Here is a 23023-nt window from a genome sequence, read left to right as displayed (position 1 = left end):
CGATCGCTCTGGGAGACTTCCGACCATGCCTTCCCTGGTGTTTGTGTGTTCGGGAAATATCTGCCGCTCCCCCATGGCGGAGCTCGTCTTCCGCAAGAAGCTCGCCGACGCGGGCCTCACCGACGCCGTGCACGTGTCCAGCGCGGGAACCGGGCCGTGGCACGTCGGGGAGGCGGCCGACCGGCGGGCGCGCGCCACGTTGAAGGCGCACGGCTACCCCACTGAGCACATCGCGGCCGAGGTCAGCGACGAAGACCTCGAAGCCGACTTGCTGCTCGCCGCCGACGAAAGTCACCTGGGCTTCCTGCAGTCCCGCGTCGAAGACCCTGCGCGGGTACGGCTGCTGCGCTCCTTCGACCCGTCCGCTCCGGAAGGCGCCGAGGTGCCGGACCCGTATTACGGCGGCGACGACGGCTTCGAGGACGTGCTCGGGATGATCGAGCGGAGCGTGCCGGGGCTGCTGGACTGGGTCCGCGAACAGGCGTGACGTCCGGTCCGGGTGCGCGCACGGAACGCGACGGCCTACCGTAGAGGGGTGCGGTTGCGGTTTCTGCTCCGGCCGGGATGGCTGGCGTTGACAGTGGTGGTGTTCACCTTCGCCATCTGCTGTTACACGTTGCTGGCCCCGTGGCAGTTCCGCCGCGACGGCGAACAGGTCACCCAGAACAACGCGCTGACCACGTCGTTCACCGCGAAGCCCGCTCCCGCGGCACAGCTGCTGCCGCCCGGGACGAAGCCGGACAAGAACACCGAGTGGCACCTCGTGTCGATCACCGGCACGTACCTGCCTTCGGCGGAAGTTGTCGCGCGGCTGCGCACTGTGCAGGGCGAAGGCGCGTACGAGGTCCTCACGCCGCTTCGCGCCACCGACGGCACTGTGTACCTCGTCGACCGCGGCTACGTCGGGCTCAGCAGCAACTCCGGCGTCCTTCCGTACGCGGCAGCACCGGGCGGACAGGTGACGGTCGTCGCGCGCGTGCGAAGCGACGAGACGGACCCGAAGAACCGCGACGCGTTCGCTGACGCGTCGACGAACGGGAAGCTGCAGAGCTACACCGTCGATTCGCGCGTGGTCGCGAAGTCTTCCGGCCTCACTATCCGGCCTGGCTACTTCCAGCTCGACGGGAACCAGCCCGGCGTGCTCAAGGCGCTTCCGCTGCCGCAGCTGGAGTCGGGCCCGTACTTCTCCTACGCGCTGCAGTGGCTGGCGTTCGGCACGATGGCGTTGCTGGGCTGGCTGTACTTCACGATCCGCGAGCTGCGTCCGGGCGGCGCGCTGACAACCGAACGCCCGCAGCGCGGCCGGCGCAAGTCCGTCGCGGAGATGCTCGCCGAAGAAGAGGACGAGTACACGCCGACCGCCTGAGTGGCCTGGTCGTTCTCCGGAAAAATGGCTCTTTGTCCGGGCCACTCGCGGCGCTGATACTGGCGGCATGCTGATCCATCCCTGGGACACCGCGGACGAGAACGAATGGCGGGACTGGCTCGCCGGACACGATTTCGGCGAACTGGTCGCCGGCGGCCGCGGCCGTGATCTCCCGGTGGTCGTGCCGACGCACTTCGTCTTCGACGGCGAAGCGACCGTCCGCCTGCACCTCGCCCGGCCGAACCCGGTGTGGCCGCTGCTGGAAGAACACCCGCGCGCGCTGCTGACGGTGACCGGCGACTACACGTACATCCGTTCGGACTGGAACACCGCCGACGATCCCGCGCTGGGCGTGCCCACGTCGTACTACGCGAGCGTGCAGCTGGCCTGCGACGTCCGCCTCGTCGACGACCCGGCGGAGAAGGCCGCGCTGCTGAACCACCAACTGGCGCACTTCGAGCCGGGCGGCAAGCGCACCCCGGTGTCCGCCGTGGACGCTCCGGACCGGCGGCTGCTGCCCGGGATTCGCGGCATCGAGCTGACCGTGACCGAGGTGCGGGCGAAGTTCAAGTACGGCGGGAACAAGAAATCCGAGGACCGGCAACGGATCGGGGCCCGACTGTCCGAACGGGACGGTTTCGGCGACGCGGAGGCCATCGCGCACCTGAAACCCTGACGGCTCAGGGGTTTCGGCGACGCAATCCGGTCAGCACCGCCACGACCACCGACGTCCCGGCGGCCAGCCAACCGACCACTCGGGACAGTTCCACCGCGCGCGTCACGTGCCCAGCGTCCGGATTCCGGCCGACCCCGAGCACCGGCAGCTCCACCACGCCCTGCGGATACTCGGTCCGCCCGCCGACCCGAATCTCCAGCGCACCAGCGAAAGCCGCCTCAACGCGACCGGCGTTCGGGCTCGGGTGCGCGATCGTGTCGCGCCGCCAAGCCCGCCACGCGCCACCCGCCGAACCGCCCACCACCGGCGCACCCACAACGGTCAGCGCGGCGGCCACCCGGGTCGGCAGGAGGTGGACGAGTTCATCGAGCCGGTCGATCGCCCAGTGTCCAGGGAGCAGGCGACGCAGCAGTCCGATCGTCCGCGCCGCGAGCAGCCCGGGCACGCCCGCGACCGCGCCCCACAGCAACGGTGTCACGACCACTTCGGACGTGTTCTCCGCCAAAGTTTCCACAGACGCACGGGAAAGCCCGATCGTCCCGAGCCCGTCGGTGACGCGCGGGTCCAGTTCGGACAGTGTGTCGCGCGCAGGTTCGAGACGGCCCTCTTCGAGATCGCGGGCCAGTTCCGTCCCCTGCGTCGCCAGCCCGGCCGCGCCGACGACCGCCCACGTCGCCACCGCCGTCGCTGTCGCCTGCAACACCGGGCTGCGGCGGCCGCTGCGCTCGACCAGCACGCCAGCCGCGACGGCCGCGCCAGCGATTCCGAGACCGGCCGCGCGCCGCGAACCGGTGGCGGCGACTACCTGGCGGAAAGCGGTCACCGGCGGCCGTCGCCGCGGGTCGCCGAGTGCTCCGTCTGCGGCCAAACCGAGAATCAAGCCGATCGCGCGCGCCGCGCTCACTTGCAGCCCCCCGAACGTGGACGATTCAGTCGCCGAGATTACTCGACACCGCGGCGGCGATTTCCTCGCGTGCCTGCTCCACGATGTCGCGCATCGCGCGTTCGGCGCGCACCGGGTCGGCGAGGTCGATCGCCTCCGCCACCTCGACGTGCAGCGCGACCGCCTCGGGCTGCGGTTCGTCCGGCATCAGGCCGTGCCCGGTGCGGCCGGCGAGCACTTCGGCGACCACTGAGGACAGCTGCGCGAACATCGGATTCCGCGACGCGGACAGCAGCAGATCGTGGAATGCGACGTCGTGGCCGAGGAAGGTGTCGAGATCGCGAGCGCGCGCCGTCCGCTGGAGATGCACCGCCAGCGCGCGGATCCGCCCGCGTTCCTCCGGGGTCGCCCGGATCGCGGCGAACCGGGCGGCGCACGGCTCGACGGCCGAGCGCAGTTCGGTCAGCGTGCGCAGCGCGGCCGGCCGGTCCGCGCCGTCGAGCTGCCAGCGGATCAGCCTCGGGTCATAGTGATTCCACTCGGCCGGCTCGCGGACGGTGACCCCGACGCGGCGGCGGCTGCTGGTCAACCCCATCGTCTCGAGGACCCGGACAACCTCGCGGGCCACCGTCCGCGAAGCCCCGTACCGCTCCTGCAGTTCTTCGGAGCGCAACACCGCGCCCGGCGCCAGCTCGCCGCTCGCGATGGCCGCGCCGAGCCCGTCGAGCATCTCCTCGTGCCGATCAGTCCCCACCGGGTTAACCTAGCGCTCTGACTCGATTAAGTACTACTTCTTCTTGATTAAGTAGTACTTTTGAGTTTGACTCTCCAGAGCACAAAGACGTGGGAGGTGCGGATGACGGTCATCGTGGTGATGGGCGTATCGGGCTCGGGCAAGACGACGGTCGGCACAGCGATCGCGGAGCAGCTCGGGACCGTGTATGCCGAGGCGGACACCTTCCACCCGCGGGCGAACATCGAAAAGATGACCGCCGGGCACCCGCTGAACGACGAGGACCGGGCGCCGTGGCTGGCGGCGATCGCGTCCTGGATCGGGAAGCACCATGAGAACGGCGCGGTGGTGAGTTCGTCCGCGTTGAAGCGGCGCTACCGCGACGTGCTCCGCGGCGGCGGGGACGTCTGGTTCCTGCACCTGCACGGTTCGCGCGACCTGCTCGCCGAGCGGATGAAGACCCGCACCGGCCACTTCATGCCGGTCTCGCTGCTCGATTCCCAGCTCGCCGACCTCGAACCGCTGGAAGCGGACGAGCCGGGAGCGACCCTCGACATCAGCCGCCCGCCCGCCGACCTCGTCGCGTCGGCGCTGAAAGCGTTCCGGGAGCGCGCATGACGACCCTCGCCGCCGGCTGGACCGGCCACGACACCCGCCTGATCCTCGCCACGGTGCTCGCCATCGCCGTGATCGTGGTGCTGATCAGCAAGGTGAAACTGCACCCGCTGCTCGCACTCACGCTGGGCTCCGGCGTGCTCGGGCTAGTCGCCGGGATGCCGGTGGACAAGCTGTTGAAGAGCTTCACCAACGGGGTCGGCAGCACTATCGCGTCCGTCGGCGTATTGATCGCTTTCGGCGCCATGCTCGGCAAACTGCTCGCCGATTCCGGCGGCGCCGACCGGATCGTCGACACCGTGCTCGGCCGGGTCCGCGGCGGCGGGCTGCCGTGGGCGATGGCGTTGATCGCCGCGCTGATCGGGTTGCCGATGTTCTTCGAGATCGGCCTGGTCATGCTGATCCCGGTGGTGCTGCTGGTCGCCAAGCGCAGCGGGAAACCGGTGCTGCTGCTGGGAATCCCGGCGCTGGCCGGGCTCTCGGTGCTGCACGGCCTGATCCCGCCGCACCCCGGCCCGCTGGCCGCCGCCGGTTCGCTGAACGCCAACGTCGGCCTCACCCTCGGCCTCGGCCTGCTGGTCGGGCTTCCCACGGTGATCATCGCCGGTCCGCTGTTCGGCCGCCTGGCCGCCAAGATGGTGCCCGACGCCGCGCCGCCCGCCCGGCTGGTCCCGGAATCCGAAGGCACCGACGAAAAGCACCGCCCGAGCTTCTTCGCGACGCTGTCCACGGTGCTGCTGCCGGTCGTCCTGATGCTGGCCAAGGCGCTCGCGGACATCTTGGCGGACAAGGGAAACCCGGTCCGCCGGGTCCTCGACTTCATCGGCGACCCGCTCGTCGCGCTGCTGCTGGCGGTCCTCGTCGGCATGGTCGTGCTGGGCCGCCCGGCGCGGCTGAACCGGGAACGGCTGTCGTCGATCATCGGCGATTCCCTCGCCCCGATCGCCGGGATCATGCTGATCGTGGCCGCGGGCGGCGGATTCAAGCAGACCCTGGTGGACGCCGGGGTCGGCGACGTGATCACCAGCCTTTCCAAGGGCGCGCACCTGTCGCCGCTGCTGCTCGGCTGGCTGGTCGCGGTGGCGATCCGCTTGGCGACGGGTTCGGCGACGGTCGCGACGGTCTCCGCGGCGGGCATCGTGGCCCCGCTGGCCGCGACCCTCGACCCGACGCACAACGCCCTGCTGGTGCTCGCCATCGGTGCCGGGTCGCTGTTCTTTTCGCACCTGAACGACGCCGGGTTCTGGCTGGTCAAGGAATACTTCGGGATGTCGGTCGGGCAGACGCTGAAGAGCTGGTCGGTGATGGAGACGGTGATCTCGGTGGTGGCGATCGCGTTGATCCTGCCGTTGGGCGCGTTGCTTTAGCGCCGAGCCCTTTCACGGCGGCGGCGGGACTTCACTCGGATGAAGTCCCGCCGCCGCCGTTTTCGCTCCTCGCCCCGACATCGCGACGAGGTTTCGGCAGGCACCCATCCGGCCTCCGCAGCCGTCCGTGAAGGACTCCTTGAGGGAATCTGATTCCCACAAGGGGCCCCTCACGGACGTTTGAAGAAGCAGACGCACCGCGAATCAAGCCCGCTCCCGAACCATCGGCCCGCCCAGTTGACATGTGACCTTTTGGTCACCTATTCTCGGTGCGTGCCCGACGAGGACCTGGTTTTCAAGGCTCTGGCGGATCCGACCCGCCGGTTCCTGCTCGACCTGCTCTACGCGCGTGACGGCCGCACGCTCACCGAGCTGGAGTCCGAAGTGGACATGTCCCGGTTCGGGGTGATGAAACACCTCAAGCTGCTCGAGGAGGCCGAGCTGGTCACCTCGCGTAAGGAGGGGCGGGAGAAGCGGCATTTCCTGAACCCGATCCCGATCCGGCAGATCCACGACCGCTGGATCGACAAGTACACCGCACACCACACCTCGGCGCTGCTGGGCCTCAAAGCCCAGCTCGAAGCCGAAGAAACCTATAAGGAGCCCGGAAAATGAGCGAGACCACGACCGTGCAGGTCAACCGCGTGTACATCAAGGCCACCCCGCAGGCGGTGTGGGACGCCATCACGAAGCCGGAATGGACCCAGAAATACGGCTACACCGGACTGGCCGACTACGACCTCACGCGCGGCGGCAAGCACCGCACCAAGCCGACCCAGGAGTTCATCGACTCAGGGTTCACCAGCGACCTCCTCGACGGCGAAGTGCTGGAGGTCGATCCGCCGCGCAAGCTGGTGGTCACGTGGAAACTGCAGATGGATCCGAGTCTCGTCGCGGAGCCGTACACCACGGTCACCTACGACATCGAGCAAACGCAGACTGCGGGCACCCGGCTCACCGTCACCCACGACGTCACCGGCGCGCCCAACCACGCGGCTCTCGTGTCCGGCCAGCACGAGGACGTCAACGCCGGTCCGGGCGAGAACGCGGGCGGCGGCTGGGCGTGGATCCTGTCCGACCTGAAGTCGGTCCTGGAGACCGGCAAGGGCATCGCGGCCTGACCCGAGAATGGGGTGGCTGCCTTGCTCGGGCAGCCACCCCATTGTCACGCGCGTTGCGTCGCAGCCTTCAGCGCGGCTTTCGCGGAGTCAGAAGCGCCGAGTTTGTCCAAACCGAACAGTGCGGCTCCGACCACCGGGTTCACCTCCACTACGCGCACTTGCGCCCGCGGGGCCACCTTCAGGCAGCGGCGTTCGATGTCCGCGATCACCGATTCACCGACGCCGGTCAGCACGCCGCCGCCGAGGATGACCTCCGGAGCGGACGTCGTGAGGTCCAGGCGGCGCATGATCGCGGCCACCAGCAGGCTTACCTCCTCGGCGAACCGCGTCACCACGTCCTGCGCGACCTCGTCACCGGACGCGGCCACCTCGAACAACAGCGGGCAGAGGCCGTGGATCGAGGCGGCATCGATCTCCTCGAAGTGCAAGCCCTGCACCACATCCAGCAGTTTCGAAGCACCGAAGTACTCCGCGACAGCCGATTCCAACGCAGTTCGCGGACCGCGTCCGTCTTCCGCTCGGACAGCCCACCACAGGGCTTCCTCGCCCAGCCGGTAGCCGCCGCCCCAGTCGCCGGACACTTTGCCCAGCGCGGGAAACCGGTAAGAACGACCGTCCGGGGCGAAGCCAGCGCCGTTGATTCCCGCGCCGCACACCACTGCTACCCCGGTGCCGTCGGAACTTCCAGCCCGCAGCAAAGCGAGCACGTCGTTGCCGACGTCCAAAGTGGAGCTCCAGCCGCGGGCCGACAAAGCCTGGTGCAGTGCCTCTTCTTCCCGGGGGAAGTCGAGACCGGCCAGGTACGCCGAGGTGTGCACGGCGAACGGCGGCTCGGTCGAAAGCCCACCGGCAAGGAGGGCTTCCTGGACGAATTCCTCAAGTGCGACGACACATCCGTCGACGCCGACGCGCTGGGGAGAAACGCCGGGGCCGCGGGAGGCGCCGAGCACGACGCCGTCCCGCGAAACCACCAGCACCTCGGTCTTGCTGTTCCCCCCGTCGATCGCGACGACGGTGTCGCTCATGCCCGCGCCCAGGGCAGGAAATCCCGGTTGCGTGCGACGAGTTCGTCCGCGAGCTGGTCCGCCTTGGTGTACTGGCCGACCAGCGGGTGCGCGAGCAGCGCGTCCGCGACCCGGTCCCGGCCGCCCTTGATCGCGGCGTCCAAGGCCAGGTACTCGTAAGCCGTGACTCCGGCGATCAGCCCGGCGAACCGCGGGTCGACCGGAGCCTGCGGAATCGGGGTCGCGCCCGCGGAATCCACAGTGGACGAAACCTCGATGACCGCGTCGTCCGGCAGGAAGTCGAACGTGCCGTTGTTGCGGACGTTCACCACGTGCTCCTCGGCGCCACCGCCGGAGGTGAGCGCGTGCACGAGCTGCACCGCCGCCTCGGAGTAGTACGCGCCGCCGCGCTTCTCCAGCGACTCCGGCTTCGTGACCTGCTCCGGGTCGAGGTAGATCTTCAGCAATTCTTCCTCGACGTCGCTGACCACCTCGGCGCGCGGACGTTCGGTCCGCTGCTTCGCGACCTGCACGTCGTGCGAGTAGTAGTACTTGAGGTAGTACGACGGCACGGCCTGCATCCGCTGCATCCACTCGACCGGCACGCTGACCTCTTCGCCGAGGTATTCCGCGTGCTGGGCAAGGAGTTCCGGCAGCCGGTCGACGCCGTCGACCAGGACGCCGCGTTCCCAGCTCAGGTGATTCAGTCCAGTGTGGACCAGTTTGACGTCGCCGGTCGACGCGCCGAGCAGCTTCGCGAACTTGCGCTGCAGGTTGATCGCGACGTTGCACAGGCCGACCGCCCGGTGGCCCTCCTGCAGCAGCGCGCGGGTGACGATGCCGACCGGATTGGTGAAGTTGACGATCCAGGTGTCGTCGCCGGCGACCTTGCGCACGCGCTCGGCGATGTCGAGCACCACCGGCACCGTGCGCAGCGCCTTCGCCAGGCCGCCCGCACCGGTCGTCTCCTGGCCGACACAACCGCACATATGCGGGAACGTCTCGTCCGACGCACGCGCCTTCTGCCCGCCGACGCGCAACTGGATGAGGACCGCCGACGCGCCGTCGACGCCCTCCTCCAGATTCGCGGTGGTGCGCACGCGGGCCGAATGCCCCGCGTGGTTCAGCAGCCGCTGGCTGAAATCGCCGACCGCTTCGACCCGGTAGGCGTCCGGGTCGATCAGCACGATCTCGTCGACGTCGAGCGAGGCCCGCCGTCCGGCGATGCCGTCGATCAGCTCCGGCGTGTAGGTGGACCCACCGCCGACCACTGCCAGTTTCATCCCTTGACTCCCGTGAACGTGATGCCCTTGACGAACGACTTCTGCGCGAACACGAACAGCACGATCACCGGCAGCATGATCAGCGCGGTGGCGGCCATCGTGAGGTTCCATTCGACGTGGTGCATGCCTCGGAAGGACGCGATCGCCAGTGAAAGCGGCCAGTTGTCTTTGTTCTCGCCCGTGTAGAGCAGCGGGCCGAAATAGTCGTTCCAGGTGAACAGGAAGCAGAACATCGCGGTGGCCGCGATCCCCGGCTTCGCCATCGGGATCAGCACCCGCGTGAGCACCCGGAACTCGTTGCAGCCGTCGATCTTCGCCGCTTCGAGGTAGTCCTTCGGAATAGTCAGGAAGAACTGCCGCAGCAGGAAGATCGAGAAGGCGTCGAAGAAGAAGTACGGCACGATGAGCGGCACCAGCGTGCCGGTGAAACCGAGCCGCACCCACAGGTCGTACAGCGGAACGACAGTGACCTGCGGCGGCAGCATCATCGCGACGACCACGAGCATGAAGCACAGGTTTTGCCCGCGCCACCGGAGTTTCGCCAGCCCGTACGCCGCCGGGATCGCCGAGAGCAGCGCCCCGATCGTCGCCAGCGCCGAGTACAGGAAGCTGTTGCCGAAGTACTCCAGCAACGGGGCCTTCCGGAACACCTCGACGAAGTTCTCGAAATGCCATTCCGTCGGCCACAGGCTCGAGGTCATCGCCTGGTCGCTCTTCATCACCGAGGTGAGAAAAACGAACAGCAGCGGCAGCATGAAGATCAGGCCGAGCGCGATGCCGACCGCGTGCGTGGCCACAAAGGACAGTTTCTTGTCCCAGCGCCGCTTGAACTTCTCCCGCGGATGCACCGGAGCAGCCGGACGCGGCGGTGCCGAAAGCGTCGTCATGCCCCGTCCTCCTGATGTTGCGTCTTACGCATCTGCCGAACCAGAATCCAGGTGAAACCAGCTGAAACCAGGAACAGCAACACGGCCATCGCCGCCGCGTAGCCCATGTTGAAGTATCGGAAACCCTGTACGTACAACCAGATCGGATACGTCAGCGTCGAGTTTTCCGGCGCACCGATCAGTTTCGAGTTCCCGGCGACGTCAGCTGTGCCCGCCGAAGCGGACGCGGCGACGATCGCCTGGGTGAAGAACTGCAGCGCGTAAATCATCGAGTTGACCACGCCGAACAGCAGCACCGGCGAGATCGACGGCAGCGTCACGTGCCAGAACCGGCGAATCGGGCCGGCCCCGTCGAGTTCCGCGGCCTCGTACTGCTCCTGCGGAACGTCCAGCAACGCGGCCAGGATGATGATCATCAGCTCGCCCGAACCCCACAGCGCGAGCAGGGTCAGCGCGGGCTTCGACATTTCCGGGCTGTTGAACCACAATCCGCCGTCGATGCCGACCAGCCGCAGGAACCGGTTCACCGGACCGAATTCCGGGTTGAACACGAAGACGAACGCGAGCGTCGCGGCCGCGGGCGGGGCGAGCGCGGGCAGATAGCAGAGCGTGCGGACGATGCCGACGCCGCTCTTCAGCCGCGAAATCACCGACGCGACGCCGAGCGAGAACAGCACCCGGCAGATCGTCAGGATGATCACCAGCCACAACGTGTTGTACGCAGCCGTTTTCACCAGCGGTTCACTGGTGAACATGCGCACGTAGTTGTCGAACCCGATCCACTGTGGAGGGTTGATCAGGTCGTAGCGGGTGAACGAGTAGAACAGCGTCGCGCCGAGCGGGTAGGCGAAGAAAATGAGGAACCCGAGGGTCGCCGGCGCCATGAACCAGAACACCGTGCGCCTGCGCTTGGCCCGGGGAGACCCCCTCCGCGCCTGGTTCGGCGCGGAGGAGGTTCCGGATTCCGCCGCGGTCAGCGTGGTCATCCGCCGGCGCCCTTCTGCGCCAATTCGTCGTTGATCTGCGCGTCGACCTTCTTCAGGCCCGCGTCCAGATCGGGAACCGACCCGGCCTGCCACTTCTCGGCGAAGTCGTTGACCGCCTTGAGGAACGCGTCGCCGATCGGCGTGGTCGGGTTGGCGACCAGCTTGCCGCTGTTGTAGATGTCGGTGAAGGTCTTGAACTGCGGCGGCATCTTCAGATTCGGCGAGCTCAGCGAATCCTTGGTGCTGGGCACGTTGTTCAGGCCATTCGCCATCTCGACAAGGGTGTCGGTGTCGAGCGAGGCCTGCTTGATCAGCTCCCACGCCGCGCCGGGGTTCTTCGCGCCCTTCGGGATCGCGATGATCGTGCCGGTGCCGAACCCGCCGCCGTACTGGCCGGCCAGGCTGTCGAGCACCGGAGCGGGCGCGGTGCCGTAGTCGAGCGAAGGCATCTGGTCCTTGAGGAACGCGGTGCGGAACTCGCCGTCGTAGATCATCGACAGCTTGCCGGACTGGAAGCCGTTGTCCTTCGAGTATTCGTCACCGAGCCCGGCCTTGAACTTCTCGACCTTCTCGTGCCCGCCGTAGAAGTCGATGAGCTTCTTCTGGAATTCGAACATCTCCTTCCAGCCGGGGCTGGAAGCGAGCGACGATTTGCCGTCCGGGCCGATGAACTTGGCCCCGAAGTTCGGTGCCCAGTACTGCGCCTGGTTGGCGTAGAACGGCATCGACGGCAGGAAGCCCGCGGTCTTGATCGAACCGTCCGGGTTGAACTCGGTGAGCTTCTTGACGTCCTCGAACAGCTCCGTGGTGTTCTTCGGCGGGCCCGCGATGCCCTTGGCCGCGAACTGCGTCTTGTTGTAGAAGAACCCGTACACGTCGGCGAGCATCGGCATCGCGCACCGCTTGCCCTGGTAGGACGTGTAATCACGGACCGCCTGCGGGATCTGCTCGAGATCGATCTTGTCGCGGTCGATGTAGGGCTTCAGGTCCTGGAAGCTGCCCGTCGAGCACCACGCGCCGAGGTTGTCGGTGTAGAACGAGATCGCCACGTCCGGCGGGTTCCCGCCGCGGATCGACTGGGTGAGCTTGTCGTCGTCCTGGTTCCCCTCGTGCTTGATGGTGATGTTGGGGAACTTCGCCTTGAGCTTGTCCAGCGCCTTCGTGACCACGCCGTACTCGCGGTCGGTGAACTTGCTGTAGACGGTGATGGTGAGCTTGTCGTCCTTGTTCGGCGGAGCCGCGGCGTCGCCGCCGCCTGCGGGCGCGGCGGCACCGCACGCGGCGGTGGCCAGCAGCGTGCTCGCCGCGACGGCGCTGAGCAGCAGAGACCCGCGCTTGCGCGCGATTCTCCGGATGCGGGTGGGAGCGGACATGAACCCTCCTGTCCTTCGGGTGGGTCTACTCGGTCGGGGACGGGGCTTGCTCTCCCGCGGACCGACGCGGCCCGAGGAGCGTGGGGGTGACGACGCCGAAGACGTCCTCACGGGCGGTGGCGAGCGCGGACTGCAGCGCACCGGCGCGCACCGCGTTGCCCTGCACCGAAGCGACGCCGACGGGCGTGCGCGGCAGGACCAGTTCGTGCAGCTTCTCAGCGACGATCCCGGCGAACTCGTCGCCGCCGGCGCGGCTGGTCTCGCCGCACAACAGGATGAGCTGCGGGTCGGCGACCGCGACGAGGCTCGCGACTCCGCTGGCGACGCGGCGCGCGAGATCGTCCAGAAACCCTTGGTGTGCCGTGTGCCGCGCCTGGGCCACGGCGTCCCAGCCGCTGTCCGCGGAGATGCCGTGCGCCTTGGCGAGCCGGGTGATCGCGGACGAGTCGACCAGGTTTCCGAACCGCGCACCGGCGGACGGCCAGCTGTCGCCAGTGTCCACAGTGGCCGGATCGGGAACGCGCATCCAGTCGATCTCGCCGCCGCCACCGGTCGCGCCGCGCAGCAGCCGCCGTCCGATCACGACCGCGCCGCCGACGCCTTCGGACAGCCAGACCAGCACGAAGTCGTCGACGTCCTGCGCGTTGCCGACGGTCATTTCCTCAACCGCGACAAGGTTTACGTCGTTCTCGATCTTGACCGTGACGCCGAGTTCGTCGCTCAGCCGCGCCGGCACGTCGAACCCGAGCCAGCCCGGGATGTGCGGGGCCGAGGACAGCAACCCGGTGCGCGGGTCGAACGCGCCCTGCGCGCCGATGACCACATTGGCCAGATCGTCGAGCTGCATGCCCGCGGCCTTGGTGACCCGGCGCAGCGCCTGCCCGAACGACCCGACGACGTCCGCGCCCTCGGCCACCGGAAGCTGCACGCGGTACTCGGCGAGCACGGCCCCGGCGACGTCGGCGACCACGAAGTCCGCGACCCGCGGGGTGAGATCGACGGCCGCGACGTGCGCGAGCCCGCCGTTGACCGCCCACAACTGCGCGCGCGGCCCGCGTCCGCCACCGGCCCGCTCCCCCGCCTTGCCGACGAGATTGTCCTGCTCAAGCCGGGTGAGCAACTGCGCGGTGGCCGGTTTGGACAACCCGATGGCGGCCTCGAGCTCGGCCCGCGTGAGCGGCCCGTTCCGCAGCAACGCCTCGATCGCCGCGCGGTCGTTCATCTCGCGCAACGTTCGCGGACTGCCGGCTCGCACCTGGCTGCTCCTTTATTAGGAAACTTTACAGACGGTTTTCCCGGACTGTAGTGAGCGCGGCCACACGCCGTCAATGGGCTAGGGAAACGGCGGGGTAACGGCTTGATACCGCGGGATGTCAGCGACCGGCACAGGGTGATCGGGCGAGCGCGGACCGTGCGCGGTCCAGACCAACGGCATCATGTGGTCCATGACACCGAGGACCAAACAGGCGATGGCCGTTGCCGGGGGCGTGCTCGCCCTCGTCGTCTTCGCGCTGCTGCTGTGGCGCGGACCGTGGTGGCTCGACGGCAGCCATCTGCGCGAGCGCGATCTGCAACCGGCCGACGGCGCGGTGGTCACCGGGTTCCGCACGACGCTGGTCGCGATCGGGGCCGGGGTCGTCGGCGGGCTCGGCCTGCTCTACACGCACAAGAACCACCGGCACACGCAGAAGCTGTTCGATCTGCACCGGCAGGAACAGCTGACCGGCCGGTACGTCGAGGCGATCAAACTGCTCGGCGACGCCAACACTGACCAGCGGATCGGCGGGATCTACAGCCTTGAACGCATCCTGCGCGACAGCGAGGCCGACCACGACACCGTGCTCGAGGTGCTCGCCGCGTTCCTGCGGCACCGGTCGCCGGGGACTGACTCAGCCGCGCCGAGGCCGCCAGAGGATCTGCAGGCCGCGGTGACGGTGCTGTGCCGCCGCCCGATCCGGGACGGCGAACCGCGACTGGACCTGCGCCGGGTCGAACTGCGCCGGGGGAAGTTCCAAAACGGACAGTTGCGGCGAGTGGACTTCGAGGCGGCGCTGCTGGGCGGAGCCGATTTCATCCGGGCGGACCTGCGGTCGGCGGATTTCGAGAACACCGACCTGGAAGAGGCCAACCTGACCGGCGCGAAGATGGACAACGCGAAATTGCTCGGCGCGAATCTGCGCGGGGCATGGGGATTGACCGCGGATCAGCTCGTGTCGGCGAGGATTTACCGCGATACCAAGCTTTCCGACGAGCTCGCCGGGAACGAACGGGTGCGGGCGCGCATCGCCGAATGCGAAGCGGCCCGCACCTGATCGTCACTCCTCAGCTTCCGCCCATGCCTTCAACATCACCCGGGCGATCGACGAATTCCCCGGCAGCAACAGATTCGACGCGCCACCGGCGATCGGCGTCGGCACCCCGGTCCCGGCGTTTCGGAACGCGGCCCGAACGTCCTCCCGGGACACCCACAGCGCTTCCTCGATCTCGCCGTCAGCCGGAACCAGCGGCGCTTCGCGGTCCGCGCGTGCGGTGAAGCCCAGCATGATCGAGCGCGGGAACGGCCACGGCTGGCTGCCGAGATACCGCACGTCGCCCACCTCGATCCCGGCCTCCTCGCGGATTTCGCGGACGACGCAGCCCTCCAGGGACTCCCCCGCTTCCACGAATCCGGCGAGCACCGAGTACCGGTCCGGCGGCCACATCGGCTGCCGCGCGAGCAGCACGTGCGAGCCGTTGACTCCGTCGAGGTCGTGCACCAGGCAGATCACCGCCGGGTCGGTGCGCGGGTATTCCTCGTGTCCCTTGGCTTCGCAGCGGCTGGCCCAGCCGAACTGGGTCAGCTGCGTCGGCGAGCCGTCGCGGGTGCAGAAGCGCGACTGCCGCCGCCAGTGCCGCAATGCCTGCGCGGTGGTGAACAGCCCGGCCGACGTGTCGTCCAGCTGCTCGCCGTATCCGCGCAGCTCGACCCACAGCTCACCGTTGGCGCGCGGCACCTCTTCGATCACGCCCCAGCTGCCCGCCAGCCGCACGCTGTCGACGTCGCCCTCGATGCTGCCGGGCAGCGACCAGTAGTCGATGTCTTCCCACTCGCCGAGGAACACCGCGTCGGCGGGCGGTTCGGTGCCGAAATTCATCGCCTTGCGGGTGGCCAGCGCGGAGCCGCCCTCGACGACCGGCGTGCGGCCGGTGTCGTCGAGCAGCACCACGCGGGCTTCCGACCATTTCGCGGCGAGCCGCTCCGGGTTGGTGCGCAAGGTTTCCTGACGGTCCACTGTGGAACGCGACAGCGTCGGCAGTGCCCCCAGTTCGAACGGAACGCTCATCAGTCCTTCTCGCTTGCCGAAACTCCGAGCGCGGCCAGCTTCGGCGCGAGCAGGTCCGCGTCGCCGACCACGACGCCGGTGAACCCGCCCGGCGCGAAGAACTCCGCCGCCGCTTCGGCGACCTGTTCCTCGGTGACCGCCGCGAGCCGCTCCGGGTGGCTCTGCAGCCACTCGATGCCGAGGCCGTTCGACGCCAGCGCCATCAGCTGCCCGGCGAGCCCGCCCTGCGACGACGTGCCGGTGACGAGCGAGCCCATCGCGTACTGCCGCACCGATTCGACCTCTTCGGAGGTCGGCGGCACGGTGCCGAGCCGGAACAGCTCGTACCGGGTTTCCAGGTACGCCGCCGCGGTGACCTCGTTGGCCGTGTCCGCGTCCACATTGACCACCGCGCTGTCACCGGTGAACTCGAAGCCCGAGTGCGCACCGTAGGTGTATCCCTTGTCCTCGCGGATGTTCTCGACCAGCCGCGAGGAGAAGTACCCGCCGAACGCCAGGTTCGCCAGCTGCAGCGCCGGGTACCGCGGGTCGGTGCGCGGCACCGTCTGCGCGGACAGCCGGATCTGCGACTGCACGGCGCCGGCGCGCGGGACCAGCAGGACGTTGCCGCCGGTCAGCGCGGGCAGCGGCGGCAGCACCACGGCCGAGCGGTCCGACTTCCAGCCGCCGAGCGCACGCTCCAGTTCGGCCGGAACCTCTTGCGGGTCAAGGTCTCCGACCAGAACGAGCACGGCACCGCGCGGCAGCACCGAGGCGTTGTGCAGCGCGCGCACCTGCTCGGCGGTCACCTCGGCGACGTCCTCGGCCTGCGGGACCTCGCGGGTCGCCGGGTGGTCGCCATAGCGGTGCTTCTGCAGTGCTTCGCGCGCGATGGTGCGCGGCTGCGTGCGCGACACCGCGATGCGCTCGATCAGCCGCTCCCGCTCGCGCGCGACCTCCGTTTCGCCGTACGTGGCACCGGTGAGCACGTCGCCGAGCACGTCCAGCAGCGTCGGCAGGCCGTCGGACAGCGCGGTGCCGCCGAAGTACAGCCGCTCCGGGTCCACGCCCGCGCTCAGGTCGCCGCCGATCAGCGCGACCTCGGCGTCGATTTCCACCCGGTCGCGCCGCGCGGTGCCGGTGAGCACGGTCTCCGCGAGCACCTCCGCGGTGGCCGCGTGCATCCGGTCCTCGCCCGCGAACGGGATCCACAGCCGCAGTTCGACCATCGGGACGCTCGCCTTGCGCACCGCGAGCACGCGCAGCCCGTTGGAGAGCGTCGTGTCCACATGGGACAGATCGGCGGCGGCGCGCTGGCGGCCCAGTTCGGGCAGCGGGCGCGGTCCGGTGGCGGTGCGGCCGATCTCCTCGGCGCTGCGGTGTGCGGCTTTGACCTGTTCAGCCGAGGTCACTGTTCCGTCCCTTCGGTGCTTGCGGGCTTCACGACGAGCACGGCGCGCGCGTCCGGGCGCAGCGCCTTCGCCGCCGCCGACACAGCTTCGCCGGAGACCGCGGACAGGCGGTCGGCGAGCTGGTAGACCAGCGACGCGTCGCCGTAAAGCAGTTCGAACGCGCCGAGCGCCAGCGTGCGCGACACGAGCCGGTCGTGCTCCGCGTGCAGGCTCGCCGCCCAGCGCGCGGTGACCTTCTTCAGTTCGTGGGCGTCCGGCGGCGTGGACGCGAGCTTCTCCAGCTCCTCGTCCAGCGCGGCGAGCACGCGCTCGCGCGGCACCTCCGGCGGGTGGATCGCGGTGATGGTGAACGTGTCCGGATCGCGCGCCTCGAACGGGCCGAACAGCCCGGCGCCCGCACCGATGTCGACCACCAGCGGCTCGACGTGCACCAGCCGCTGCTGCAGCCGCGAACCGTCACCGTCGGTGAGTACGCCGGCCAGCACCAGGTACGCGAGGTAGCCGTCGAGGTCGTTGATCGGGTCCGGCATCCGGTAGCCCACGGCCAGCGCGGGCAGCGGCGCGTGCGCGTCGGTGTGCTCGCCCAGCAGCTGCGTCGTCGGCAGCGGCTCGGCGAACGACGGGCGGACCGGGGCGGGCCGGTGCGGGACGTCGCCGAAGTGCTTCTCGACGAGCGCCTTCGCGTCCTCCACCTCGAAGTCGCCCGCGACGGTCAGCACCGCGTTGGCCGGCGAGTAGAAGGTGTCGAAGAAGGCGGCGCAGTCGTCCAGCGTCGCGCCCTCGAGGTCTTCGAAGGCGCCGTAGCCGTCGTGCGCGTTGGCGAAGGTGGAGTACAGCACCGGCGGAAGCAGGATCCACGGGAATCCGCCGTACGGCCGGTTGCGCACGTTCAGCCGGATTTCCTCCTTGACGACCTCGATCTGGTTCGCCAGGTTCTCCGCGGTCAGCTTCGGCGCGCGCATCCGGTCGGCCTCGAGGAACAGCGCGCGTTCCAGCGCGGCCGCGGGCAGCACCTCGTAGTAGTCGGTGTAGTCCGGGTGCGTGGAACCGTTGAAGGTGCCGCCGCTGGACTGCACGTGCCGGAAGTGCGCCAGTTTCTCCAGGCTTTCGCTGCCCTGGAACATCAGGTGCTCGAAGAGGTGCGCGAAACCGGTCAGCCCCTCCGGCTCGGAGCGGAAGCCCACGTCGTAGTGCACGCTGACCCCGACCACCGGCGCGGTCGGGTCAGGAGCGAGCACCACGCGCAGACCGTTGTCGATCGTGAAACGGAAGAGCTCGGGATCGGCCATGCCTCCACCCTACGCAGGCGCGGGCGTCTTGGGCTCGTCCGGTCGGAGGTGCCTCGCGCCCTCGAACGCGACGGTCAGTGCGGCCACGAATCCCCTGGTCCGCACCAACGGCACAGCGTCCTCACCCGAGGCGCCGTACCAGTACGCCGACAGCGAACAAGCGTTAACTAGCCAAGCGTCCGCTTCGCCCAGCGCGTACGCGTACGGGAGCGCGCGAGAGACGAGCAGTTCGTCGTCTGGCGCTTCCATCGCGCGCAGCTGCGCGTTGAGGCCGAGAAGGCGGTCTCGGAGGTCTAGGCCAGCCTTCGTGCGCTCCGGGAGAAGGCGCGCGGCGGCCGTCACGGCGACGCCGGTGGCGAGAAGCACCAACCCGAGTTGTGCGTAACCGACGGTGAAGGCCAGCAGGACGGTGAGGAAGACGCCGTACCCACATAGCCGCGGGCCGATCTTCGACAGCCGCTTCGGGGAGCGCCAACCGCGACGGACCGTGTCCGCTACTAGCTCGCGTACGCCTGCTTCGCGGACTTCGGCGAGTGTCGCGGCTTCGCCCGGCGCAGCGGCTGCGTAGACCGCGCGATCGAAGGCGGTCAGGTGTTCGTCGGGCGGGTTGCGGCGTACGAGGACCCAGCTGTGCGGACCGTCTTCGGTGACCCATAGGTAGTTACGGACGCATAGGTCGAGCACTGTCGCGGCTAGGTCGACGGAACTGACGCGTCCGGTGAGTAGCAGTCCTACGTGTCCAGGGAGTACGCCGTCCGGCGAAGAGAAGCGGCCGTTGTCGAGAAGCTGCACGGGAGTGGCTCGGCCGGGCTGTCGGTCGCGTCGGCGGCGTACGAAGACTGTGACGGCACCAGCGATCGACAGCGCGGCGAAGGCCAGCCATGCCCACCACACCGGCGCGGTCGCGGCGAAGGGGCCGCTGGGGATGAGGTGCTCTGTCGCGGCGACTGTGCCGCCAGGGAGTTCGGCGGTCAGCTGTACGCGCGAGCCGGGCTGGAGGTTCGGTACCGAGACGCGGGTCAGGCCGGAGTGGTCGATTTGCGCGGCGCCGCAGCGGGACGTCGAGTCGGGCGGACCGGCGAGGCAGTTGAGCGCATCGGGGATGGCGGGTGCGGCGAAGGTCGCGCGGACCAGTTCGAGGCGGGTGTCCCAGCCACCGGCCACATCCCAGGTCACGTGCTCGACGCCAAGACTCGTGCCGACCGCACCGTCCACTGTGTACCGGAGCACGGACGTTCCGCCGCGCAGGTAGAAGGTCACCTGGTCGTTGCCGGATTCGGCGTTGCCCGCGCCTTCAATGCTGATGTCGCGGATGCCGAGCACGCGGGCGTTGGCGCGCAACGGGATCGTGCGGGTCATGGAGGTGTCGCGCGGTACTGAGACTGCTTCGGTGACGGACAGGCTGCCGTCGTGCTGGACCTTCAGCGCTACTTCGACGCTTTGCGGCAGGCCGGGCAGCGACGGCTGGTCCGGCGCCGCGGAGAGGAACGGGATCAGCAGCAGGGCGGCGAGTTTCATTGCGCGGCCACCGCCGAGCGCCGTTCGGCCATGGCCTGGATCGCGCCGATCTCTGCCGCCAACGGAGATTCGGCCCGCCCCGTCGGGCTCCTCAACGCACGGCCACGGCGGGTGTGAACCAGCGGAGCGGCTAGGAAGGTGGCGATTCCAGCGACCAGGAGCGCGACGCCGATCAGCGCCTCGCCGACGGTGAGGGCGAGGACGACGGTCGTCACGACGCCCGCAGCGGCCAGGATGAGCCCGGCTCGGCGGACGTGCGGTTGCCTCGTGGACAGCCAGCCATGGCGATGCGCTTCGGCGTCGAGAAGGGTGCGCAGTTCCGCCTGATCCGGCCGTGCGGCAGCGAGCGGCCCCGGCGGGAAGGCTGTCTTGACCGCTTGTTCGAACGGCGTGAGCGGATCGGCTTCGCCATGGCTGACCTGACCGTCGGCGATGTGCAGATGCCCTCGGGCGACGAGATCGAGGACCGTGCCGGTGAGGTCGAGTTCACCACGCAGCCTGGTGCGGCGACGCAGCACACCGGCACCGACGAGCAGGTAGAGCACTAACGCAAGACCGCTGAGGGCAGAAGGAAATCCCGGTGCGAAGGCGGCCAACGGTCCAGTCGGGACAAACCGGGCGTTCTCCGGCAGCGGCCCGGTTTGGACGGCCAGATCGATCCGATCCCCTTGGCGCAGAACGTTCTGTTCGGCATGCGCTCCCCCGCTCCGGAGTTCGGAGAAAGTGCACTGCCGAGACGATCCCGGCTGACCGGCGTAGCAATCCGCGGCGGACACTCCCGGCGCGCTGAAGGCGGCAGTGACCCGATCGACCGTACGATCCCAGCCGCCAGTGAGCTGAAACCGAACCTGCCCGGCGGCGACCGCGCCGTCCACTGTGTACGAAATGGTGGCCGGACCGGTGACCATGATCGTCGTTCCGTTCGCACTGACAGCCCCGGAAAGATGCAGGTCAGTGACCGAGTAAAGCCGGTCCTCGTCGTCAGTGACGGGTACGCGCTCGGCGATGCGATGGACGGCGGGGGCGTCGGTGACGATGCGCTCGATGACCGTGAGCTGACCGTCCTGGGCAGTGGTGACGGTGACGTCGTCGGCGAGCATGTCCTCAGCTCGGCGGGGTGAAGGGGTTGTCGGACCTCGGCGGCGCCGGGGGTTGAACCGGCGGCGGCGCGTAGGCGGGCGGGCCGTACTGCATCGGCGCGAGCCGGGCGTGATCGCGGTTGCGGCGTTCGGCGAGCACGGCGGTGAGGAAGACCCACGGCGGCATCCCGTGCGGCAGCGGTACGCCGATCGCCGCCGAAACCTGCTGTGCCAGGCCGAAGCCGAGCGACGCGGCCGCTTCCGGGCGCAGTTCGTGGTAGCGGCCGAGGTACTGGCGGGAGGCCATGGCGAGGTCGTCGGTGAGTCCGCTGAGGTCGAAGTGCGCGGCCCACGCCTCGAGGCCGGGCGGCACCATGAGAATCGCCTGCGCGGACTGCGGCACGCGTTCGCGGATCACGAGGGTCCCGGCGAGGTAGTCGCCGACGCGGCGGCCGTTCGACGACGTCAGCGACACGATGACGGCCACCGCGCCGAGGAAGCCGAGCGCCCAGAAGTCGACGAAGAAGCCCGCGAGCGCGCGGGTCAGCGCGTGCCGGAAGCTGATCGGACCGCCGTCGAGGCGAACCACGCGCAGGCCGAGCGCGAGTTTGCCGAGCGAACGGCCGCGGCTGAGCGTTTCGAACAGCACCGGGTAGCCGATCACGACCAGCATGAACGTGGTCAGCATCAGCGCGACGGTGAGCGCCGAGTCGAACGACCCCGCGGTCAGCATCAGCATGACGAACACCAGCAGCAGCAACGCGGCCTGGACGAGGACGTCGAGCAGCATCGCGACCGCGCGGCTGGCGAGCTTCGCCACCCGCAGGTCGAGGACGACGGCCTCACCGGTGACGAGATCGGACTCTTCCTGCACGAGGCCAGCGTAGAGCGCCGACGCGGGCGCCGGTGCCACTATCCTGGCGGACGAGGGAGGTGGCCGGTGGACGTCGATGTGTTCGTCGCGGCGCACAGTGCCGAATGGAGCAGGCTCGGCGAGCTCGCCGGACGGCGCAGGCTGACCGGCCAGGAGGCAGACGAGCTGGTCACGCTGTATCAACGCGCAGCGACGCATCTGTCGATGATCCGCTCGACCGCGCCCGACCCGGCCCTGCTGGCGAGGCTGTCGGCGCTGGTCGCCCGCGGCCGTTCGGCGGTGGCCGGCTCGCACAGCCCGGCGTGGCGCGAGGTCGGGCTGTTCTTCACCCGGCGGTTCCCGGCCGCGGTGTACCTGAGCCGCCGCTGGTGGATCCCGGCGGCGCTGCTGTCGGTCGCGGTGATGGCGGTGCTGGGCGTGTGGATCGCGGGCGACCCGGACGTGCGCGCGTCGCTGGTGTCGCCGGACGAGGTGCACGCGATGACCGCACCGGGCGGCCAATACGAGACGTACTACTCGACCGGCCCCGCGGCGTCCTTCGCGGCGAAGGTGTGGACGAACAACGCCTGGGTGGCCGCGACCTGCCTGTTCCTGGGCGTCGCGCTGGGCCTGCCGGTGATCGCCGCGCTGTGGATGAACTCGCTGAACGCCGGGATCGCGATCGGCCTGATGTCCTCCGCCGGCCGCGGCGACGTCCTGCTGGGACTGCTGCTGCCGCACGGCCTGCTGGAACTGACGGCGGTGTTCATCGCGGCCGGGACCGGTCTGAAGCTCGGCTGGACCGTGGTGGACCCGGGCCGTCGATCGCGAAGCGCGGCGCTGGCCGAGCAAGGCCGGTCAGTGGTGGTGATAGCGCTGGGGCTGGCGTGCGTGCTGCTGGTGTCGGGCGTGATCGAGGCGTTCGTGACACCGTCCGGCTGGCCGACGTGGCTGCGAATCGGCATCGGGGCGGTGGTGGAGCTGCTGTTCCTGACGTACGTGTTCACGCTGGGGCGGCGGGCCGCGCTGGACGGAGAGACTGGGGATGTCGACCGGCGGGCGGCTGGGGACGCTCTGCCGGAGGCTGGCTAGCGTCCGGTCGCACGGGGGTCGTCGGGCGGGATCAGCTCGGCGGCTCGGACGTCGTTGAGGTTCTCGACGGAATCCAGGAGGTCGTTGGGGACCGGGTGTTGCGCGACGAAGGTCATCGCCTGTTCTTTCGACCCTGTCATGATTTCCGTGTAAGCCACGGATGGTTTCTTCTTTTATTCTAGTG

General features: G+C 69.0%; 24 protein-coding genes. 9 read left to right on the top strand and 15 right to left on the bottom strand.

Annotation, left to right across the window (positions count from 1 at the left end; translation table 11 throughout):
• The first annotated feature begins 25 nt into the window (after positions 1-25).
• From ACFORO_RS28435 to ACFORO_RS28425, 3 genes are all read left to right on the top strand, one after another.
• Positions 26-487, top strand: coding sequence for a low molecular weight protein-tyrosine-phosphatase (locus ACFORO_RS28435; protein WP_377872124.1), 462 nt, complete (start codon positions 26-28; stop codon positions 485-487).
• 48 nt (positions 488-535) lie between these two features.
• Positions 536-1366: an SURF1 family cytochrome oxidase biogenesis protein gene (locus ACFORO_RS28430; RefSeq protein WP_354744753.1), complete on the top strand. Its 831-nt coding sequence runs from the start codon at positions 536-538 to the stop codon at positions 1364-1366.
• 67 nt (positions 1367-1433) lie between these two features.
• A complete protein-coding gene (locus ACFORO_RS28425; protein ID WP_377872123.1) occupies positions 1434-2042 on the top strand; it encodes an FMN-binding negative transcriptional regulator in 609 nt (202 codons plus the stop codon).
• A 4-nt stretch (positions 2043-2046) separates the two neighbouring features.
• Here ACFORO_RS28425 and ACFORO_RS28420 read toward each other — a convergent pair whose 3' ends face one another.
• Both ACFORO_RS28420 and ACFORO_RS28415 read right to left on the bottom strand, forming a co-directional pair.
• A complete protein-coding gene (locus tag ACFORO_RS28420) occupies positions 2047-2946 on the bottom strand; it encodes a cobalamin biosynthesis protein CobD/CbiB (protein WP_377872121.1) in 900 nt (299 codons plus the stop codon).
• 25 nt (positions 2947-2971) lie between these two features.
• Positions 2972-3655 (bottom strand): FadR/GntR family transcriptional regulator, encoded by a 684-nt coding sequence (locus tag ACFORO_RS28415; protein ID WP_377872166.1) that lies wholly within the window; start codon positions 3653-3655, stop codon positions 2972-2974.
• Between the two features lie 126 nt (positions 3656-3781).
• Here ACFORO_RS28415 and ACFORO_RS28410 point away from each other — a divergent pair, with 126 nt between their 5' ends.
• The 4 genes from ACFORO_RS28410 (at position 3782) to ACFORO_RS28395 (ending at position 6761) form a co-directional block, all read left to right on the top strand.
• A complete protein-coding gene (locus ACFORO_RS28410) occupies positions 3782-4276 on the top strand; it encodes a gluconokinase (RefSeq protein ID WP_377872120.1) in 495 nt (164 codons plus the stop codon).
• On the top strand, positions 4273-5640 hold the full coding sequence (locus tag ACFORO_RS28405; protein WP_354744761.1) for a GntT/GntP/DsdX family permease: 1368 nt from the start codon (positions 4273-4275) through the stop codon (positions 5638-5640). Before ACFORO_RS28410 ends, ACFORO_RS28405 begins: the two co-directional genes overlap by 4 nt.
• A 273-nt stretch (positions 5641-5913) precedes the next feature.
• Positions 5914-6255: an ArsR/SmtB family transcription factor gene (locus tag ACFORO_RS28400; protein ID WP_354744763.1), complete on the top strand. Its 342-nt coding sequence runs from the start codon at positions 5914-5916 to the stop codon at positions 6253-6255.
• Positions 6252-6761, top strand: a complete 510-nt coding sequence (locus ACFORO_RS28395) for an SRPBCC domain-containing protein (RefSeq protein WP_377872118.1) — start codon at positions 6252-6254, stop codon at positions 6759-6761. Before ACFORO_RS28400 ends, ACFORO_RS28395 begins: the two co-directional genes overlap by 4 nt.
• A 44-nt stretch (positions 6762-6805) precedes the next feature.
• On the opposite strand, the gene ACFORO_RS28390 is transcribed toward ACFORO_RS28395, so the two are convergent.
• Genes ACFORO_RS28390 through ACFORO_RS28365 form a run of 6 tightly spaced genes read right to left on the bottom strand, consistent with a single transcriptional unit; the run spans position 6806 to position 13549 of the window.
• A complete protein-coding gene (locus ACFORO_RS28390) occupies positions 6806-7786 on the bottom strand; it encodes an N-acetylglucosamine kinase (RefSeq protein ID WP_377872117.1) in 981 nt (326 codons plus the stop codon).
• Positions 7783-9048, bottom strand: a complete 1266-nt coding sequence (locus ACFORO_RS28385; protein WP_377872116.1) for a 6-phospho-beta-glucosidase — start codon at positions 9046-9048, stop codon at positions 7783-7785. Before ACFORO_RS28385 ends, ACFORO_RS28390 begins: the two co-directional genes overlap by 4 nt.
• Complete coding sequence (locus ACFORO_RS28380; RefSeq protein WP_377872114.1) at positions 9045-9935, bottom strand: carbohydrate ABC transporter permease; 891 nt, start codon at positions 9933-9935, stop codon at positions 9045-9047. Before ACFORO_RS28380 ends, ACFORO_RS28385 begins: the two co-directional genes overlap by 4 nt.
• Positions 9932-10921, bottom strand: a complete 990-nt coding sequence (locus tag ACFORO_RS28375) for a carbohydrate ABC transporter permease (protein ID WP_344288496.1) — start codon at positions 10919-10921, stop codon at positions 9932-9934. Before ACFORO_RS28375 ends, ACFORO_RS28380 begins: the two co-directional genes overlap by 4 nt.
• A complete protein-coding gene (locus ACFORO_RS28370) occupies positions 10918-12294 on the bottom strand; it encodes an extracellular solute-binding protein (RefSeq protein WP_377872113.1) in 1377 nt (458 codons plus the stop codon). Before ACFORO_RS28370 ends, ACFORO_RS28375 begins: the two co-directional genes overlap by 4 nt.
• A gap of 25 nt (positions 12295-12319) precedes the next feature.
• On the bottom strand, positions 12320-13549 hold the full coding sequence (locus ACFORO_RS28365) for an ROK family transcriptional regulator (RefSeq protein WP_377872111.1): 1230 nt from the start codon (positions 13547-13549) through the stop codon (positions 12320-12322).
• 190 nt (positions 13550-13739) lie between these two features.
• Between ACFORO_RS28365 and ACFORO_RS28360 the strand changes: the two genes are divergently transcribed.
• Positions 13740-14606, top strand: coding sequence for a pentapeptide repeat-containing protein (locus ACFORO_RS28360; protein ID WP_377872109.1), 867 nt, complete (start codon positions 13740-13742; stop codon positions 14604-14606).
• Positions 14607-14609: 3 nt separating this feature from the next.
• Here ACFORO_RS28360 and nudC read toward each other — a convergent pair whose 3' ends face one another.
• Genes nudC through ACFORO_RS28330 form a run of 6 tightly spaced genes read right to left on the bottom strand, consistent with a single transcriptional unit; the run spans position 14610 to position 21768 of the window.
• Positions 14610-15617 (bottom strand): NAD(+) diphosphatase, encoded by a 1008-nt coding sequence (nudC, locus tag ACFORO_RS28355; RefSeq protein ID WP_377872108.1) that lies wholly within the window; start codon positions 15615-15617, stop codon positions 14610-14612.
• Positions 15617-17008 (bottom strand): M16 family metallopeptidase, encoded by a 1392-nt coding sequence (locus ACFORO_RS28350; RefSeq protein ID WP_377872106.1) that lies wholly within the window; start codon positions 17006-17008, stop codon positions 15617-15619. The genes nudC and ACFORO_RS28350 overlap by 1 nt, the downstream gene beginning before the upstream one ends.
• Positions 17005-18297, bottom strand: coding sequence for a M16 family metallopeptidase (locus ACFORO_RS28345; RefSeq protein WP_377872104.1), 1293 nt, complete (start codon positions 18295-18297; stop codon positions 17005-17007). Before ACFORO_RS28345 ends, ACFORO_RS28350 begins: the two co-directional genes overlap by 4 nt.
• Positions 18298-18306: 9 nt before the next feature.
• Positions 18307-19815: a DUF2207 family protein gene (locus tag ACFORO_RS28340; RefSeq protein ID WP_377872103.1), complete on the bottom strand. Its 1509-nt coding sequence runs from the start codon at positions 19813-19815 to the stop codon at positions 18307-18309.
• Positions 19812-20915, bottom strand: coding sequence for a hypothetical protein (locus tag ACFORO_RS28335; RefSeq protein WP_377872102.1), 1104 nt, complete (start codon positions 20913-20915; stop codon positions 19812-19814). The genes ACFORO_RS28340 and ACFORO_RS28335 overlap by 4 nt, the downstream gene beginning before the upstream one ends.
• 4 nt (positions 20916-20919) lie before the next feature.
• Complete coding sequence (locus ACFORO_RS28330) at positions 20920-21768, bottom strand: RDD family protein (protein ID WP_377872100.1); 849 nt, start codon at positions 21766-21768, stop codon at positions 20920-20922.
• A gap of 66 nt (positions 21769-21834) precedes the next feature.
• On the opposite strand from ACFORO_RS28330, the gene ACFORO_RS28325 reads away from it, so the two are divergent.
• Positions 21835-22839 carry a stage II sporulation protein M gene (locus tag ACFORO_RS28325; protein WP_377872099.1) on the top strand — a complete coding sequence of 335 codons (1005 nt, stop codon included), beginning with the start codon at positions 21835-21837 and terminating at the stop codon, positions 22837-22839.
• Here the strand turns inward: ACFORO_RS28325 and ACFORO_RS28320 are convergent.
• The gene (locus ACFORO_RS28320; RefSeq protein ID WP_377872098.1) at positions 22836-22979 is read right to left on the bottom strand and encodes a hypothetical protein; all 144 of its coding nucleotides are present in this window, start codon (positions 22977-22979) and stop codon (positions 22836-22838) included. The genes ACFORO_RS28325 and ACFORO_RS28320 overlap by 4 nt on opposite strands.
• Between the last annotated feature and the right edge of the window lie 44 nt (positions 22980-23023).

It is taken from the genome of Amycolatopsis halotolerans, assembly GCF_042647905.1.
Lineage (GTDB): Bacteria > Actinomycetota > Actinomycetes > Mycobacteriales > Pseudonocardiaceae > Amycolatopsis > Amycolatopsis halotolerans.
This window is presented reverse-complemented; position numbering and strand designations above follow the sequence as displayed.